Source organism: Arthrobacter sp. UYEF20, from assembly GCF_040546335.1.
Lineage (GTDB): Bacteria > Actinomycetota > Actinomycetes > Actinomycetales > Micrococcaceae > Arthrobacter.
The window spans coordinates 50,823-65,100 of sequence record NZ_JBEPNP010000012.1; the positions used below are offsets into that span (position 1 = coordinate 50,823).

At 66.7% G+C, this 14,278-nt stretch carries 16 protein-coding genes; 9 read left to right on the forward strand and 7 right to left on the reverse strand.

What is annotated here, in order from left to right:
- Positions 1–186 precede the first annotated feature (186 nt).
- Positions 187–1,020, forward strand: a complete 834-nt coding sequence (gene proC, locus ABIB26_RS14285; protein WP_354244253.1) for a pyrroline-5-carboxylate reductase — start codon at positions 187–189, stop codon at positions 1,018–1,020.
- Between the two features lie 16 nt (positions 1,021–1,036).
- Here the strand turns inward: proC and ABIB26_RS14290 are convergent, their stop codons facing one another.
- Positions 1,037–1,675 carry a potassium channel family protein gene (locus ABIB26_RS14290; RefSeq protein ID WP_502913678.1) on the reverse strand — a complete coding sequence of 213 codons (639 nt, stop codon included), beginning with the start codon at positions 1,673–1,675 and terminating at the stop codon, positions 1,037–1,039.
- 40 nt (positions 1,676–1,715) lie between these two features.
- Complete coding sequence (locus ABIB26_RS14295) at positions 1,716–3,149, reverse strand: TrkH family potassium uptake protein (RefSeq protein ID WP_354244258.1); 1,434 nt, start codon at positions 3,147–3,149, stop codon at positions 1,716–1,718.
- A 103-nt stretch (positions 3,150–3,252) separates the two neighbouring features.
- On the opposite strand from ABIB26_RS14295, the gene ABIB26_RS14300 reads away from it, so the two are divergent.
- The gene (locus ABIB26_RS14300; RefSeq protein ID WP_354244260.1) at positions 3,253–4,476 is read left to right on the forward strand and encodes an acetoin utilization protein AcuC; all 1,224 of its coding nucleotides are present in this window, start codon (positions 3,253–3,255) and stop codon (positions 4,474–4,476) included.
- A 78-nt stretch (positions 4,477–4,554) separates the two neighbouring features.
- Complete coding sequence (locus ABIB26_RS14305; RefSeq protein ID WP_354244261.1) at positions 4,555–5,109, forward strand: ArsR/SmtB family transcription factor; 555 nt, start codon at positions 4,555–4,557, stop codon at positions 5,107–5,109.
- 105 nt (positions 5,110–5,214) lie between these two features.
- Here the strand turns inward: ABIB26_RS14305 and ABIB26_RS14310 are convergent, their stop codons facing one another.
- Positions 5,215–6,393: an alpha-hydroxy acid oxidase gene (locus ABIB26_RS14310; protein WP_502913679.1), complete on the reverse strand. Its 1,179-nt coding sequence runs from the start codon at positions 6,391–6,393 to the stop codon at positions 5,215–5,217.
- 295 nt (positions 6,394–6,688) lie between these two features.
- Between ABIB26_RS14310 and ABIB26_RS14315 the strand changes: the two genes are divergently transcribed.
- The 4 genes from ABIB26_RS14315 (at position 6,689) to ABIB26_RS14330 (ending at position 9,433) form a co-directional block, all read left to right on the forward strand.
- Positions 6,689–7,378, forward strand: a complete 690-nt coding sequence (locus ABIB26_RS14315; RefSeq protein ID WP_354244264.1) for a FadR/GntR family transcriptional regulator — start codon at positions 6,689–6,691, stop codon at positions 7,376–7,378.
- Positions 7,379–7,625: 247 nt separating this feature from the next.
- On the forward strand, positions 7,626–8,753 hold the full coding sequence (locus tag ABIB26_RS14320; RefSeq protein ID WP_354244267.1) for a 3-deoxy-7-phosphoheptulonate synthase: 1,128 nt from the start codon (positions 7,626–7,628) through the stop codon (positions 8,751–8,753).
- A 177-nt stretch (positions 8,754–8,930) separates the two neighbouring features.
- Positions 8,931–9,143, forward strand: a complete 213-nt coding sequence (locus ABIB26_RS14325; RefSeq protein ID WP_354244270.1) for a helix-turn-helix domain-containing protein — start codon at positions 8,931–8,933, stop codon at positions 9,141–9,143.
- Positions 9,144–9,334: 191 nt separating this feature from the next.
- Positions 9,335–9,433, forward strand: a complete 99-nt coding sequence (locus ABIB26_RS14330; RefSeq protein WP_003792170.1) for a 30S ribosomal protein bS22 — start codon at positions 9,335–9,337, stop codon at positions 9,431–9,433.
- A 102-nt stretch (positions 9,434–9,535) separates the two neighbouring features.
- Here ABIB26_RS14330 and ABIB26_RS14335 read toward each other — a convergent pair whose 3' ends face one another.
- Positions 9,536–10,354, reverse strand: a complete 819-nt coding sequence (locus tag ABIB26_RS14335; RefSeq protein ID WP_354244273.1) for an HAD family hydrolase — start codon at positions 10,352–10,354, stop codon at positions 9,536–9,538.
- A 108-nt stretch (positions 10,355–10,462) separates the two neighbouring features.
- Between ABIB26_RS14335 and ABIB26_RS14340 the strand changes: the two genes are divergently transcribed.
- Positions 10,463–10,735, forward strand: a complete 273-nt coding sequence (locus ABIB26_RS14340; RefSeq protein ID WP_354244276.1) for a glutaredoxin family protein — start codon at positions 10,463–10,465, stop codon at positions 10,733–10,735.
- Positions 10,736–10,809: 74 nt separating this feature from the next.
- On the forward strand, positions 10,810–11,505 hold the full coding sequence (locus ABIB26_RS14345; RefSeq protein ID WP_502913680.1) for a redox-sensing transcriptional repressor Rex: 696 nt from the start codon (positions 10,810–10,812) through the stop codon (positions 11,503–11,505).
- 51 nt (positions 11,506–11,556) lie between these two features.
- Here ABIB26_RS14345 and ABIB26_RS14350 read toward each other — a convergent pair whose 3' ends face one another.
- From ABIB26_RS14350 to ABIB26_RS14360, 3 genes are all read right to left on the reverse strand, one after another.
- Positions 11,557–12,306 carry a hypothetical protein gene (locus ABIB26_RS14350; RefSeq protein ID WP_354244282.1) on the reverse strand — a complete coding sequence of 250 codons (750 nt, stop codon included), beginning with the start codon at positions 12,304–12,306 and terminating at the stop codon, positions 11,557–11,559.
- Between the two features lie 226 nt (positions 12,307–12,532).
- A complete protein-coding gene (locus ABIB26_RS14355) occupies positions 12,533–13,279 on the reverse strand; it encodes a hypothetical protein (protein WP_354244285.1) in 747 nt (248 codons plus the stop codon).
- Between the two features lie 258 nt (positions 13,280–13,537).
- Positions 13,538–14,086, reverse strand: coding sequence for a YceI family protein (locus ABIB26_RS14360; protein WP_354244288.1), 549 nt, complete (start codon positions 14,084–14,086; stop codon positions 13,538–13,540).
- Positions 14,087–14,278: the final 192 nt, after the last annotated feature.

Genomic DNA, 14,278 nt, shown 5'->3' on the forward strand with positions numbered 1-14,278 from the left:
CGTCCGCTGCGGGAAAATGGGGGAAATCCCGCTGCAGACCACCGGTGCCGGGCAACCATCCGCATGGTTGCCGTATCACTCGCACCCTCAATGAGGTACTTACCAAGGTAATCCCGCAGTTTGTGAAAACACTGCGCCGCGGATGTGAGCTGGCTGTGAATCGGGCCGGACTGCAATGATGGGGGCATGAGCAACCGAATCGCATTCCTGGGCTGTGGGTCAATGAACGAGGCAATCATGGGCGGCCTGATCGCCGGCGGAACCGACCCGGCGGACATCGTCGCCACGGTCCGCCGCGCCGGACGGGCCGCCGAACTTGCCGCACGGCACCAAGGCATCACGGCCATCGCCGGCGAGGAGGAGCCGGAGAACAACAAACAGGCGGCCACCGGCTCCGACGTCGTGATCCTGGGGGTCAAACCCGTGGGCATCGCTGATCTGGCCCGCGAGATCGGCGATTCGCTGGCACCGGACACGATCGTCATCAGCGTCGCCGCCGCCGTGTCGCTCGAGCAGCTGGAAGCGGCACTGCCGGCCGGCCAGCCCGTGATCAGGTCCATGCCCAACACCCCGGCGAAGCTGGGCCGCGGCGTAGTCTCCGTGTCGCCGGGGACCAACTGCTCCGCCGCTCAGCTCCAGCTGGCCAAGGACCTCCTGGCCGCCGCCGGCACCGTCGTCGAAATCCCCGAAGACCAGGTCGATGCGCTGTCGGCGATCAGCGGCTCAGGCCCGGCGTACGCGTTCTACCTGGCCGAGGCCATGGCCGCCGCCGGCGTCGAACTGGGACTTGACCCGGAACTGTCGCTGCTGATCGCTCGTGAAACCGTCGCCGGGGCCGGCGCCATGCTGGCCGAGCCGGGCGCGGATCCGACGGCGCTCCGCAAGGCCGTCACGAGCCCCAACGGCACCACCGAACGCGCCATTGCCACCTTTGACGAGCGCGGCCTTCCCGCGATTATTGCCGACGGCGCCCGCGCCGCTGCCGCCCGCGCCGCGGAGATCACGAGGCAGCTCGCCTAGCCCCGGGCCGCAAGCCTTACGGCCTCGCCGCGAACCGTTCCAGCAGGTCCACGTGGCCCGAAACGATGAGCATGTCCCGTGAGGAGACCTTCGTCTCCGGCCGCGCGTAGGTGAAGTCCTCACCCGGGGACTTCACGCCCACAATGGTGACGCCGTACTTGGAGCGGACCTTGGATTCGTCCAGGGTGAAGCCCACGGTTTCGCGCGGCGGGTACATCTTCACGATCGCGAAGTCGTCGTCGAACTCGATGAAGTCCAGCATGCGCCCGGAGACCAGGTGTGCGGCGCGGACACCGGCGTCGGCCTCCGGGTAGATGACGTGGTTGGCGCCGATCCGGGTCAGGATCTTGCCGTGCGAAGGGGTGATCGCCTTGACCCAGAGGTGCTCGATCCCGAGGTCCACGAGGTTGACGGTGATCAGCACGGAGGACTCGATCGAAGTGCCCACGCCACAGACGGCGGAAGTGAACTCCTGGGCGCCGAGCTGGCGGAGGGCGTCCATGTTGGTGGCGTCGGCCTCGACGACGTGCGTCAGGACGCTGGCCCACTTCTGCACCAGGTTCCGGTCGCGTTCAATGGCGAGCACTTCGCGGCCCTGCTTGACCAGCTGCTCGGCGGTGGATGCGCCGAAGCGGCCCAGCCCGATCACCAGCACGGGTGCGTTGTGGGCCGGCCTGTTGACGGCGCCTGAGGAATTAGCCAATGATCGGTCTCTCTTCCGGGTAGTGGTATAGCTGGTTGCGCTGGCGCAGGGCCAGGGCAGCGGCAAGGGTGACGGTGCCGACGCGTCCGGCAAACATCAAGGCTGCGAGGACGTAGACCCCCGCCGGCGGCAGCTCGGCACTGAGGTTCGTGCTCAGCCCGACGGTGGCGAAGGCGGAAATCGTTTCAAAGAGCACCCGGTCCAGGGACGCGCCGCTGATCTGCAGGAGCAGGAACGCCGAGACGGAGACCAGGGTGGCACCGGCGACGATCACCGAGATGGCCACCCGCATGGTCCCCTCCGGGATGGTGCGGCCGTAGATCTTCACATCGGAGTCACCGCGGGCCTCGGCGACGATCGCGAGGAACATCACGGCGATGGTGGTCACTTTGATGCCGCCGGCCGTCGACGCGGAGCCGCCGCCGGCGAACATGAGGGCGTCGGTCAGCAGCATGGTGGTGGAATCCATGTGGTTCTGGTCCACCAGGTTGAAGCCGCCCGAGCGGGTCATCACGGAGGCGAAGAGCGAATGCGTGATCTTATCGCCGAGGTTCATGGAGCCGATGGTCCGCACGTTCTCCCACTCCATGAGCCCCCAGAGCACGGTGCCCGCGGCGAGGAGGATGAAGGACACCTGGATGGTCAGCTTGGTGTGCAGGTTCCATTTCTTCCAGTTCAGGCCGTTCTGCTGGAGCACCATCACCACCGGGAAGCCCAGGCTGCCGAGGAAGACGCCGACCATGAGCGGGATGAGGATCCACAGATCGGTCTCATAGGGGACGATACCGTCAGAGTGCGGGGTGAAGCCGGCGTTGTTGAACGCGGAAATCGCGTAGAAGACGCCATGCCAGAGCGACTGGCCGAAGCTTTCGCCGAGGACCAGGAACCGGGGGACGAGGGCCAGCGCCAGTGCGCCTTCGATCACCACGGACGTGACGATCACGATCCGCAGCAGCGTGCCGACCTCGCCGAGGCGGCCGGCGTTGTTCATGGCTTCCTGCGCGATCAGCTTGCCGCGGACGCCGAGCTTCTTGCTCACCATGAGCGCCAGCAGCGAGGCCAGCGTCAGGGTGCCCAGGCCTCCGACGAAGATGCCGACCAGGATGACAAGCTGGCCGAAGAAGGACCAGTGCACGGCGGTGGAGACCACGGTCAGCCCGGTGACGCAGACGGCGGACGCCGCAGTGAACAGGGCCTGGTGCAGCGGCGTGGGCTGGCCCGTTGCGGAGGAAATCGGCAGCGAGAGCAGGGCTGTGAAGATCAGGATGACGACGGCGAACGTCGTCAGGGCGAGCCGGGCCGGCGAACTGTTGGCGATGCCGTCGATGAAATCGCGCAGGCGTGTGAAGATCCACAGGCCGTCCCGCTCTGGAGCGCCGGGGTGCCAGCTGGCCGGGCTCGTGGACCTCGACTGGCTTTGCGTCATGTGTGGCTTGTCCTCGGTTGAAACTGCTTCCTTCAGTAGTAAACCACTAAACCCCGCGCAATGACTGGGGAGCGGGCCACGACGCTCGGGTAGCCTGTGATTGATGACATACCTGCCGGGGCTCGCTCAGTCCGCACTGCCAACGACCGTGGTGTGGGACCCGGCCATGACCGCCTACAACTTCGGCCACAGCCACCCGATGGCGCCGGAGCGGATGGAGCTCACGGCGCGCCTGGCCGGCAGCCTCGGGCTGCTGGAACTGGACCACGTCACCGTGGCGGCACCGGAGGTGGCGTCCGACGCGGAGCTGTGCACGGTTCACAGCCCGGACTTCGTCGCCGCCGTCCGGCGCGTCAGCGCGGATCCGGAAACCCCGGACCTGGAGCGTGGACTCGGCACCGAGGATGACCCCGCATTTTCCGGCATGCACGAGGCCAGCGCCCGGCTGGCCGGCGGCTCCCTCCTGGCCGCCGCCGCGATCCTGGACGGCAGTGCGGTCCGCGCGGTGAACTTCGGCGGGGGCATGCACCACGCCTCGCGGGAGCGGGCGAGCGGCTTCTGCATCTACAACGACGCCGCCCTCGCCATCCAGCGGTTGCTCGACGGCGGCATACAGCGGGTGGCATACATCGACGTCGACGCCCACCACGGCGACGGCACGCAAAGCATCTTCTGGGACGATTCCCGGGTCCTGACCATTTCCCTGCACGAGACCGGACTGACACTCTTCCCGGGCACCGGCTTCGCCAACGAGATCGGCGGACCGAACGCCCAGGGCAGCGCCGTGAACGTTGCGCTCCCGGCCCGCACCGGCGACGCCGGCTGGCTCCGCGCCTTCCATGCGGTGGTGCCCCAACTGGTGGGCGCCTTTGAGCCGGAGGTGATCGTCAGCCAGCACGGCTGCGACTCGCACCGGCTGGATCCGCTGACCCACCTGAAAATCAGCGTGGACGGCCAGCGCGAGGCGGCCACCGCCGTCGGTAATCTCGCGGCACGGTACTGCGACAACCGCTGGATCTCCACCGGCGGCGGCGGCTACAACGTCATCAGCGTGGTCCCGCGGTCCTGGAGCCACCTGATCGCGATCGCGGCCGGCAGGCCCATCCCGCTCCGCGCCCCGGTCCCGGAGGACTGGCGCCGCTACGTGCGGGAGAAATACGGGGCGAAGTACGGCGTGGAACCGCCGGAGTCCATGGGGGACGGCGTCGACCTGTGGTGGCGCTCCTGGGAGGTCGGCTGGGACCCCAACGACGAAGTGGACCGCACCGTGATGGCGACGCGCAAGGAAGTGTTTCCGCTCTACGGGCTGGACCCCTGGTTCGACTGACGGGTCCGGCGCGCTCCCGGCAGCGGGCCGCGGAAATAGTGGATGCCATCCGGCGTATATGTCGCTAGTGTGGAGGGCATGGTGACAGACGACGTATTTGCCGTCATTGCCGAGGCAACCCGGCGTGACATTCTGGTGGCCCTCCGCAAGGGGGACAAGGCAGTGGGGGAACTGGTCCAGGAGCTTGCGGCAAGCCAGCCCACCATTTCCAAACATCTCAAGGTTCTCCGCGAGGCGGATCTCGTCAGCATGCGCGCCCAGGGCCAGAAGCGGTACTACGCCCTGAACTCCAAACCGCTGGCGGGCATCGCCAGTTGGCTGGAGACGTTCGACGTCGGCACCCCGGCAGCGCCTGAGGCGGTACCGGCGAGGGTTCCCGAGGTCGGGCCCCAGCCCGGCCCGGACAGCCTGGCTGCTGCCGCGACAGCTGCTGTCACTGCTGCGCCGCAGCCGGTCGCCGCCGCCCTGGCCGGCCGCACCGCCGACAGCCCGCTGAGTCCGGCCGTTGTTCTCCCCGTCGGCACGGCTGGCGAGGACAAAATGCCGCAACAGATCGGCCGCACCGTCGGCCGCGCCGCGACGAAGGCCGCCGACCTGCTGGCCAACCTGCCAAAATTCGGCCGGAAGAAGTAACCGGACGAAGTAACCCAACTGACCCGCAGTTGTTGTCGTTTTGAGGGCTCAGAACGACAACAACTGCGAGTCAGTCGGGTGGGCTTTTCGGAAGCGGGCCAGGGGCTACTTGCCGAGAATCCGCACGTGGTCGGGGGTCAGCTCGGAGATCCGGCTGACGCCCAGCAGGGCCATGGTGCGGAGCATGTCCGTCTCCAAGATCTGGATCGCCCGGTCCACGCCGGGCCGGCCGCCGGCCATGAGCCCGTACAGGTACGCCCGGCCGATCAGCGTGAAGTCCGCCCCCAGGGCCAGGGCGGCAATGATGTCCGCGCCGCTCATGATGCCGGTGTCCAGGATGATGGCGGCGTCGCTGTGATCCGCCTTGAACGCGGCGGAAACCTCGGGCAGCAGGTGGAACGGGATGGGGGCACGGTCCAGCTGGCGTCCGCCGTGGTTGGACAGGATGATGCCGTCCGCGCCGTGGTCCACCACCTTGCGGGCGTCGTCCACGGTCTGGATACCCTTGACCACCAGCTTGCCCTTCCACGTTTCGCGCAGCCAGTCGAGGTCGTCGAAGGTGAGCGTCGGATCGAACATGGAGTTGATGAGGTCCGCCACGGTCCCGGTGTAGCGGGAGAGCGACGCGAACGTCAGCGGCTCGTGGGTAAGGAAGTTGAACCACCACGCAGGGCGGTAGGACGCATCCAGCACAGTCCTGATGGTGAGCGCGGGCGGGATGGTCATGCCGTTGCGGACATCGCGGAGGCGGGCGCCGGCGACGGCGGTGTCCACGGTGACCATGAGTGTGTCGTTGCCGGCCTGGGCGGCGCGTTCGATCAGTTCCAGGGAACGGTCCCGGTCCGTCCACAGGTAGAGCTGGAACCAGTTCCGGCCGTCGGGTGCGGCGGCAGCCACGTCCTCGATGGACGCCGTGCCCATCGTGGAGAGCGTGTACGGGATGCCGGCCGCCGCGGCGGCCCGGGAACCGGCGTACTCGCCCTCGGACTGCATCATCCGGGTGAAGCCGGTGGGCGCGATCCCCACCGGCAGCCTGGACGGCCGGCCCAGGATCTCGGTGCCGAGGTGGACACTCGAGACATCCCGCAGGATGCCGGGCCGGAACTCGATGTCCAGGAACGCCTGGCGGGCCCGGCGCAGCGTGATTTCGGCTTCGGCGGCACCGTCGGTGTAGTCGAACGGGGCCTGCGGCGTGCGGCGCTTGGCCATGTCACGCAGATCCCAGATGGTGCTGGCGCGACGGAGCTTCGCCGCGCGGCTGAATTCGGGCTTCTTGAACTGCATCAGCGGAGCGAGGTCCGAGTACTTCGGAACGCGACGCTTCAGTGCCGGAATGGTCCCGGCCCCACCGGCGGTGCGGCTGGACGGCCTGGTGCCTGCCGGCGTGGTGCCTGACGGCCTAGGGTCTGCCGGCGTGCCGGGCGCCTCGGGGTTGCCGGGCTCGATCGTCTGCGTCATTGCTGCCTCCGGGCAGGTCTCGTGTTCCTGGATGGTTCGGTTCCCCGGCGAAACGTCACCGGGCGTGTGGTCCAACCACAGTCTAGGCGTGTGGTCCAACCACATCAAGTACGATTGGCCCATGCGCACCCACCAGCTTGTCCTGCAATGGATCGAGGGGCAGCTCTCCAACGGTCAGCTTGCCCTGGGCGGACGGCTTCCGGCTGAACGCTCGCTTGCAGAGCAGCTCAAGGTCTCCCGCACCTCCGTCCGCGAGGCCATCCGGGTACTTGAGGCCATGGGCGTGCTCCGCGCCGGCGTAGGTTCCGGACCGGACGCGGGGACCGTGGTCATCGCCGACCCCACCGCGGCCCTCGGCTCCGCGCTACGCCTGCACGTGGCCACCTCGCACCTGCCCGTAAACGACATCGTGGAGACGCGGGTGCTGCTGGAATCCTGGGCCGCTTCCCGGGCCCGCCCGGAGTCGCCCGCGCTCACGGAGGCGGCCCGGCTGCTGGAGCAGATGGACAGCTGCGCCGACACCGAGGCGTTCCTTGCCCTGGACGTCCGTTTCCATCTGGCGCTGGCGGATGCCGCGGGAAACGCCGTGGTCAGCGCCATGATGGGTTCCCTCCGCGAAGCCATCCAGGACTATGCCGGCCGGCTCACCGGCAACCTTCCGGACTGGAACGCCACCGCGGCCCGGCTCCGTGCGGAACATCGGGACATTCTTTCGGCCATCACCAACCACGACGGCGGCCGCGCCGCGCAGCTGGTGGCGGACCACATCGAGGGCTACTACGCGGAAGCCGGGCTGGGCTCCGGCGGCTGATCCCGCGGGCCGCGATTGAATGCTACGTGCCGGAATTTGCCGCGGAGGCAAGTCCACGGCTATGGTCGGGGTTATGACAAACCGTTGGTATGCGTATTTTTCGTTGGCTCTGGAGGGGCCCGCGTCTAACTGACACGCATCCAACCTTCCTTCAGAGCCAACAGGGCGGAGATCATTCTCTGCCCTTCGCCATTTCTCGGCGGGTTCTGTTCAGGGCCCGCTCCGCACCCCGGAACAGGACCAGAACATGAGCATCGACGCAGCCCCCGAATCCCAGCAGTCCACCTCCAATCTGCCCACCTCCAACCTGCGCGTCAGCGAGTTCACCCCGCTGCCCACCCCGCAGGCCGTGATGGCTGAACTGCCGCTGGACAACCGCACCGCCGACGTCGTCGGCCGCGGCCGGGACGAGATCCGGGCCATCATGGACGGCGTCGATGACCGCCTGCTGGTGATCGTGGGACCCTGCTCCATCCACGACCCCAGGGCCGGGCTGGAGTACGCCCGCCGGCTGGTCAGCCAGGCCGAGAAGCACCGGGAAGACCTGCTGATCGTGATGCGCACGTACTTCGAGAAGCCCCGCACCACGGTGGGCTGGAAGGGCCTGATCAACGATCCGCGGCTCGACGGCAGCCACGACATCGCCGCCGGGCTGCGTGCGGCCCGCCGGTTCCTGCAGCAGGTCACGGCCCTCGGCCTGCCCGCCGCCACCGAATTCCTCGAGCCGATCAGCCCCCAGTACATGGCGGACCTCGTCTCCTGGGGAGCCATCGGGGCGCGCACCACGGAAAGCCAGATCCACCGGCAGCTCGCCTCCGGGCTGTCCATGCCGATCGGCTTCAAGAACGGGACCGACGGCGACCTCCAGGTCGCCCTGGATGCGTGCAGCGCCGCCGGTGCGGCCCAGGCGTTCCTCGGGATCGACGGCGAGGGCCGGGCCGCGCTCGTCTCCACCGCCGGCAATCCCGACGCCCACATCATCCTTCGTGGTGGGCGCAAGGGCCCCAATTACTCCGCCGCCGACGTAGGGGCCGCCTCTGCCGCGCTTGCCGCGCGGCAGTTGAATCCGCGACTGATCGTGGACGCGAGCCACGCCAACAGCGGCAAGAACCACCACCGCCAGGCCGAGGTGGCCCTGGAGATCGGTTCCCAGCTGGAGAACGCGGGACCGTCGGCGGGCGCCGTTGCCGGCGTCATGCTGGAGAGCTTCCTCGTCGGAGGGGCGCAGAACCTCGACGTCGCTGCGCATGCGGCAGGGCGTGACGAACTGCTCTACGGCCAGAGCGTCACGGATGCGTGCATGGACTGGGACGTCACGGCATCGGTGCTGGGCCAGTTGGCGGCGTCGGCCCGGACGCGTCGCAGCCGCGGCTAGGGCACCGCAGTCTTTGCCGATATCCTGCGGAAAGTCCGTGGGGATTCCTGCGAAACCTTTCACATTGGCACCACGAGCACCTAGAGTTACTAACACATGGTTGTTGGATGGCTCAGTATCGGCACACCGCCATGTCATTCAGATGGGCTGCCGTTCGCTTGAGTAAAAGGAATAGAGATGTCTCCGGAGGCAAACTTCTCCAACGCACGATTCTTGACCGTGGCCGAAGTCGCGGAACTCATGCGGGTGTCGAAAATGACCGTGTACCGTCTCGTTCACTCCGGCGAGATGCCCGCTGTCCGTTTCGGCCGCTCGTATCGGGTGCCGGAAAACGCCGTCGAAAAGTACCTCAAGGGTGCCGTAGTCGACGGACACACGGAAACCGCCTGAGTCTTCTTGAGTCGAATACCCGGCTGCGGGCTCTGTACCGGGGCTACGGTCGTGGTGTGCCCCGGATAGGCGGTACCCTGTTAAGGAACGTTTTACGTCATTGTAAGAACCTGTCAGTTGTACAGTCTGCTGCTTAGCCCGCGGACCCTTCCCAACAGGCAGGTACTACGTCTAGCCGGTAAGGAACTTTCGTGGGTTCAGTTATTAAGAAGCGTCGCAAGCGTATGGCCAAGAAGAAGCACCGCAAGCTGCTTCGCAAGACGCGCCACCAGCGCCGCAATAAGAAGTAGCAATACTTCGCACTGCGTGAGATGTCCGTTGCCTTCCAGGCGGCGGGCATTTTCTTTGGCGTTTTTCGCTGCGAATCCGGACGCAGGCGGGAAAGAGAGTGGTCAGCGCGTGGGGCCGCGGAAGCGGGAGAAGCCCCGCCAGAGGCCGTAGATCGCCCCTCCGAGCGTGGCAGCCTTGAGGCCCAGTGTGGCGGCCCGTCGTCCGGAGCGGAAATCGTAGACCGGCCAGTTGTGCTCGCGGGCGTGGCGGCGCAACCGGGAGTCAGGGTTGATGGCCACGGGGTGCCCCACCATGCTCAGCAGCGGAATGTCATTGTGCGAATCGCTGTAAGCCCAGCACCGGTTGAGGTCCAGGCCTTCGGCCCGGGCGATCTCGAGGACGGCCACGGCCTTGGCCGGGCCATGCAGGATATCGCCCACCAGCCGGCCGGTGTAGGAGCCATCCAGAATCTCGCCGACAGTGCCAAGGGCTCCCGTGAGGCCCAGCCGGGAGGCGATCACCGTGGCGACCTCGATCGGTGTCGCTGTCACGAGCCAGACCCTGCGGCCCACCCTGAGGTGCTGTTCGGCCAGGGCCTTGGCTCCCGGCCAGATCCGGGATTCGATCATTTCGTCGTAGACTTCTTCGCCGAGCGCCTCGACGTCTTCGACCGTGAAACCGGAGGCCAGCGTCAGGGCGGAGTCGCGGACGGCGTGCACGTCGTCCATGTTTTCGCCGCGCAGCACGAACATGAGCTGCTTCCAGGCGAACCCGGCCGCCTGGGGGATGGTGAAGGCCCCGCGCTGGTGCATCTTGCGGGCCACATGGAACAGGCTGGCGCCCTTCATGAGGGTGTTGTCGACGTCGAAAAAGGCGGCTTCGCCGTGCTGCGATGATGCAACAGGCTGCGTGGCCACAGCGACGTACTTCTCCTCAGGCATGCATCGAGTCTAGTCAATGCCGCGGCGGGGTCCCGTCGCGCGGATCGAGGACGGGCCAATGAGCGCCGCGCTTCGACGCCGGCCGGCCGGCCGGGTTACCGTGGAACCATGCCCAAGCACGCGCCCCGCCCCGATGTAGTTCTCATCACCAAAGCTGACTGCCACCTCTGCGCCGAGGCGCGCGCCGCCGTCGGGCGCGTCACCGCCGCACTGGGGATCGGCTGGACGGAGGAATCGGTGGATGACGATGCGGCGTTGCGTGAGCGATTCGCGGAGGAGATCCCCGTGGTGCTGGTCGACGGCGTCCAGCGCGACTTCTGGAAGATCGATGAAGTCCGCCTGGCCCGGACCCTGCGGCGGGTGTTGGACACGCAGCCCTGAGACGCGGCTGCTTTGTTGGCTGAACTGCGGGGGCTTTAGAGTGGGAACCACAACGCGACGCAATGGAGCAGATGGTGACTTCGCTGGATTCATCCCCCGAGGCTGTGCCCGGGGGAGCCGGGGCTGCCGGCAAGCAGATTCCGCCCGCGGCCGTGGCCCGGCTGACGATCTATCTGCGCGCCCTCACGACATTGCTGGCCGATGGTGTGGACCGTGTCTCTTCCGAGTCGCTGGCAGAGGCCTCCGGTGTCAGTTCCTCGACCCTCCGCAAGGACCTGTCCTACGTGGGCTCCTACGGGACGCGCGGCGTGGGCTACGAGGTTCAGTACCTCAACCGGAATATTGCGGCGGCCCTGGGGCTGACGCACGACTGGAAGGTCGCGATTGTCGGCGCCGGCAATCTGGGCAAGGCCCTTGCCCGCTACGGCGGCTTTGAATCCCGCGGATTTGATATTGTCGCGATTTTCGATGCCGACCAGATGGTGGTGGGCAGCGAGGTGGGTTGGCTGCGGGTCAGCGACGCGGCAGACCTCGAGCCGGTCCTGCAGCGGACTGGCGCCAACATGGTGGTCCTGGCTCTTCCGGCCGCAGTGGCGCAGGGCGTGTGCGACCGTGTCATTGCCGCCGGTGTGCGGAGCATCCTCAGTTTTGCCCCGGTGATGCTGCAGGTCCCGCCCGGAGTCAACCTCCGCAAGGTGGACATGGCAACCGAGCTCCAGATCCTCGCCTACCATGCACAAAGGGCGCAGGATCCGGAAGATGCTGACTAGTTTCAGTCAATCTTTCCGGGTCCCACGCCCTGTGCGCAGGTGCCTTGCGGACTATTTGCCGAACGGGTTGCCAGGCTGCCCGTAGGGGTTTGCGAAAGGCTGCTGCTTTCGGAAGTACGGGGACGTCGTTGGCAGATACAGCATCACGATTGCCGCAATGCCGGCAAGTGCCGCCAGGGTGCCGATGCTCAGCGGGAAGAGGCTGAGGATCGAGATTGCGGCGAGGACCGTGCCGAGGATGCGCGCCCAGTTCTTGCCCTTGCGGACGTTGAGGGCAACGAGGGCATAAAGGCCGGCACTGACCACGGCGAAGACCACAATGGTGCCGACCAGGAAGGGCTTGATCTCGCTGAAGTTGACCTGGGCGCCGCCTGCCGCCATCTGCTCCTCGAACATGTTCCGGACGGCGGGGGTATCCAGCGTGCTGATGGACAGCAGGAGCGAGATCAGCCATACCGCGCCGGAGGCGACGATCAGCCAGAAGGCGATGTTGACGAGCTTGGGCACACCGCCGGGCGCCTGCTGCTGGCCGGCGGGGTACTGGGCATAGGGGGACTGGCCGTACTGTGGTGCCCCGTAGCCGGGTGCCTGCTGGCCGTATTGCGGTGCCTGCTGGCCGTACTGCGGGGCCGGGGGTGCCTGCTGGCCGTATTGCGGGGCCTGCGGTGCCTGCTGGCCGTATTGCGGGGCCGGGGGAGTCTGCTGGCCGTACTGCGGCTCGTTCTGGCCGTAGCCGGGCGTCGGCTGATCGCCCTGGGCGGGGCCGTCCGGGTTTGACGGCGGGACTGGAGGAATACTCATGGTCGGTCCTTTGTGTGTCGAACGGGATCGGCTACCGGGACCAGTAATCCTGCCCTGCCCCCAGCATGGTTCACTTCAACCGTACAGCGGGCCGGCGGCTGCGCGGATCATTCCGGAGAGGTATTCTCAGCCCCGTTCCGACGGCGGACTCCGGCCGCTGGGAGGCTGCGACGGGGCCGGCACCCCGACGGCGGACTCCCGCTGCGTGCTCTTGCCGGACGGCGGGTCAGACGCGGCCCCGCAGTGACTCGAACCAGGCCTGCGAATTGGGCAGCCACATCAATACGGTGGCCGCGAGGCTGACGATGAAGCCTGGCCAACTGTTGCCGTTCCGGCCGTCCGCGGCGCTGGCGCTGATGATGGCCAGGAGCAGGGACACTCCGGCAACGATCGTGAGGGCGAAGCGGGCCCACTCCCGGCCTTCCTTCATCTTCATGGCCAGGATGATCTGGGCGGCGGCCAGCGCGAGTGCCACCAGCACCAGTAGAAGCACCACAAAGCCAATGCCTGGAACGACGGCCAGAAGGACGAAGGAACCGAACAGACCGACAACGCCTCCCAGCAGGCCGAGGAGGCCTCCGATCAGCCAGACCCAGTAGGACACCTTCAACTCTGTCGGCATTCCCGTGACGCTGAACATGCTGGAGAATCCGCCCCGGGGCATGACATCGTTGAAGTTCCGGGGCCTGTCGGTGGGCATCTCGAAGCGGAAGCCTCCAGGGGACGCAGGCTGCTGCGGCGGCTGGTAGGGCTGCAGCCCCGGCGGCTGGTAACCCTGAGGCGGCTGCTGCGGCGGCTGGTAACCCTGAGGCTGCTGCGGCGGCTGGTAGGGCTGCTGCCCCGGCGGCTGGTAGCCCTCCGGGGCCGGCGGGCTGGCCAGGGGTGGTTCGGAACGTGTCGGCGGAACATTGCTGGGCGGCGGAGGCTGGGCACCCGGCTGCTGCGGCGGGGGTACATCATTAGGGTTGCTCATGGCTCTCACTGTAGACCGCGAAACAGCCGTAATCTAGGGAATTTCAGCCCGTTGCGGACCATGCCGGAACTCGGCTGGGCGGGTCCGTTAACGCGCTGGCGGAAGCCGGACCAACGCAGTGGCGGAAGCCAGCGCCCGGGCATCGCCCGGATTAAACACAGCCCGGATTAAGCTCAGTCCGGCTTAAACATTGTCCGGCTTAAACACAGCACCCCGCCCCATCCCAGGGATGAAGCGGGGTGCTGCTGCAGGCGTTGACTATGCTGCGGGGGCGATGAAAGCCAGTTCGAGGTTGACGGCAACCTTGTCGCTGACCAGTACGCCGCCGGCGTCGAGGACTGCGTTCCAGGTCAGGCCGAAGTCCTTGCGGCTGATGGTGGTCTCGGCGGACAGGCCGGCGCGGGTCATGCCGAACGGGTCCACGGCAACGCCGTTGAACTCGGTCTCAAGGGCCACCGGGCGGGTGACACCCTTGATGGTGAGCTCGCCCTGGAGCTCGTAGGCGTCACCCTTGGGGACGATGTTGCTGGAGACGAAGGAGATTTCCGGGAACTTCTCGACGTCGAAGAAGTCTTCGCCGCGGACGTGGCCGTCGCGGTTGACGTCGCCGGAGTCGAAGCTCGCCGTCTTGATGGTGGCATTCACCTTGGAGTCGGCGACGTTCTCGGCGAGGTCCAGGGTGGCTTCGGCGTCCTTGAACTGACCGCGGACCTTGCTGATGCCCGCGTGGCGGACGGTGAAGGCAACCTCGCTGTGCGAGTTGTCGAGGGTCCAGGTGCCGGTGGTGACGTTAGCGGGAAGTGCCATGGTGTTTTCTCCTTGAGTCGCGTGGGTGGTGCGGTTGGTCTGATCGTCAATTGAAACCTCAGTTGTTGAAGTCTCAACTAACTGCTTCACCCAGTATAAACATGCATTTGCATCTTTTATTCCAACTCTGGGGAACATTTTTCAAAACACTTGAGTTCTACTTCTTGTAGAAGATTTCGTCATTGCCCCTGC

Excerpts from the sequence above, each read along its gene's own strand:
- ABIB26_RS14325 (WP_354244270.1), top strand. The coding sequence starts at position 8,931 with ATGTCTCCGGAGGCAAACTTCTCCAACGCACGATTCTTGACCGTGGCC.
- ABIB26_RS14355 (WP_354244285.1), bottom strand. The coding sequence starts at position 13,279 with ATGAGCAACCCTAATGATGTACCCCCGCCGCAGCAGCCGGGTGCCCAG.
- ABIB26_RS14360 (WP_354244288.1), bottom strand. The coding sequence starts at position 14,086 with ATGGCACTTCCCGCTAACGTCACCACCGGCACCTGGACCCTCGACAAC.
- ABIB26_RS14305 (WP_354244261.1), top strand. The coding sequence starts at position 4,555 with ATGGTGACAGACGACGTATTTGCCGTCATTGCCGAGGCAACCCGGCGT.
- ABIB26_RS14310 (WP_502913679.1), bottom strand. The coding sequence starts at position 6,393 with ATGCAGTTCAAGAAGCCCGAATTCAGCCGCGCGGCGAAGCTCCGTCGC.
- ABIB26_RS14300 (WP_354244260.1), top strand. The coding sequence starts at position 3,253 with ATGACATACCTGCCGGGGCTCGCTCAGTCCGCACTGCCAACGACCGTG.
- ABIB26_RS14315 (WP_354244264.1), top strand. The coding sequence starts at position 6,689 with ATGCGCACCCACCAGCTTGTCCTGCAATGGATCGAGGGGCAGCTCTCC.
- ABIB26_RS14295 (WP_354244258.1), bottom strand. The coding sequence starts at position 3,149 with ATGACGCAAAGCCAGTCGAGGTCCACGAGCCCGGCCAGCTGGCACCCC.
- ABIB26_RS14320 (WP_354244267.1), top strand. The coding sequence starts at position 7,626 with ATGAGCATCGACGCAGCCCCCGAATCCCAGCAGTCCACCTCCAATCTG.
- ABIB26_RS14340 (WP_354244276.1), top strand. The coding sequence starts at position 10,463 with ATGCCCAAGCACGCGCCCCGCCCCGATGTAGTTCTCATCACCAAAGCT.
- ABIB26_RS14350 (WP_354244282.1), bottom strand. The coding sequence starts at position 12,306 with ATGAGTATTCCTCCAGTCCCGCCGTCAAACCCGGACGGCCCCGCCCAG.
- proC (WP_354244253.1), top strand. The coding sequence starts at position 187 with ATGAGCAACCGAATCGCATTCCTGGGCTGTGGGTCAATGAACGAGGCA.
- ABIB26_RS14335 (WP_354244273.1), bottom strand. The coding sequence starts at position 10,354 with ATGCCTGAGGAGAAGTACGTCGCTGTGGCCACGCAGCCTGTTGCATCA.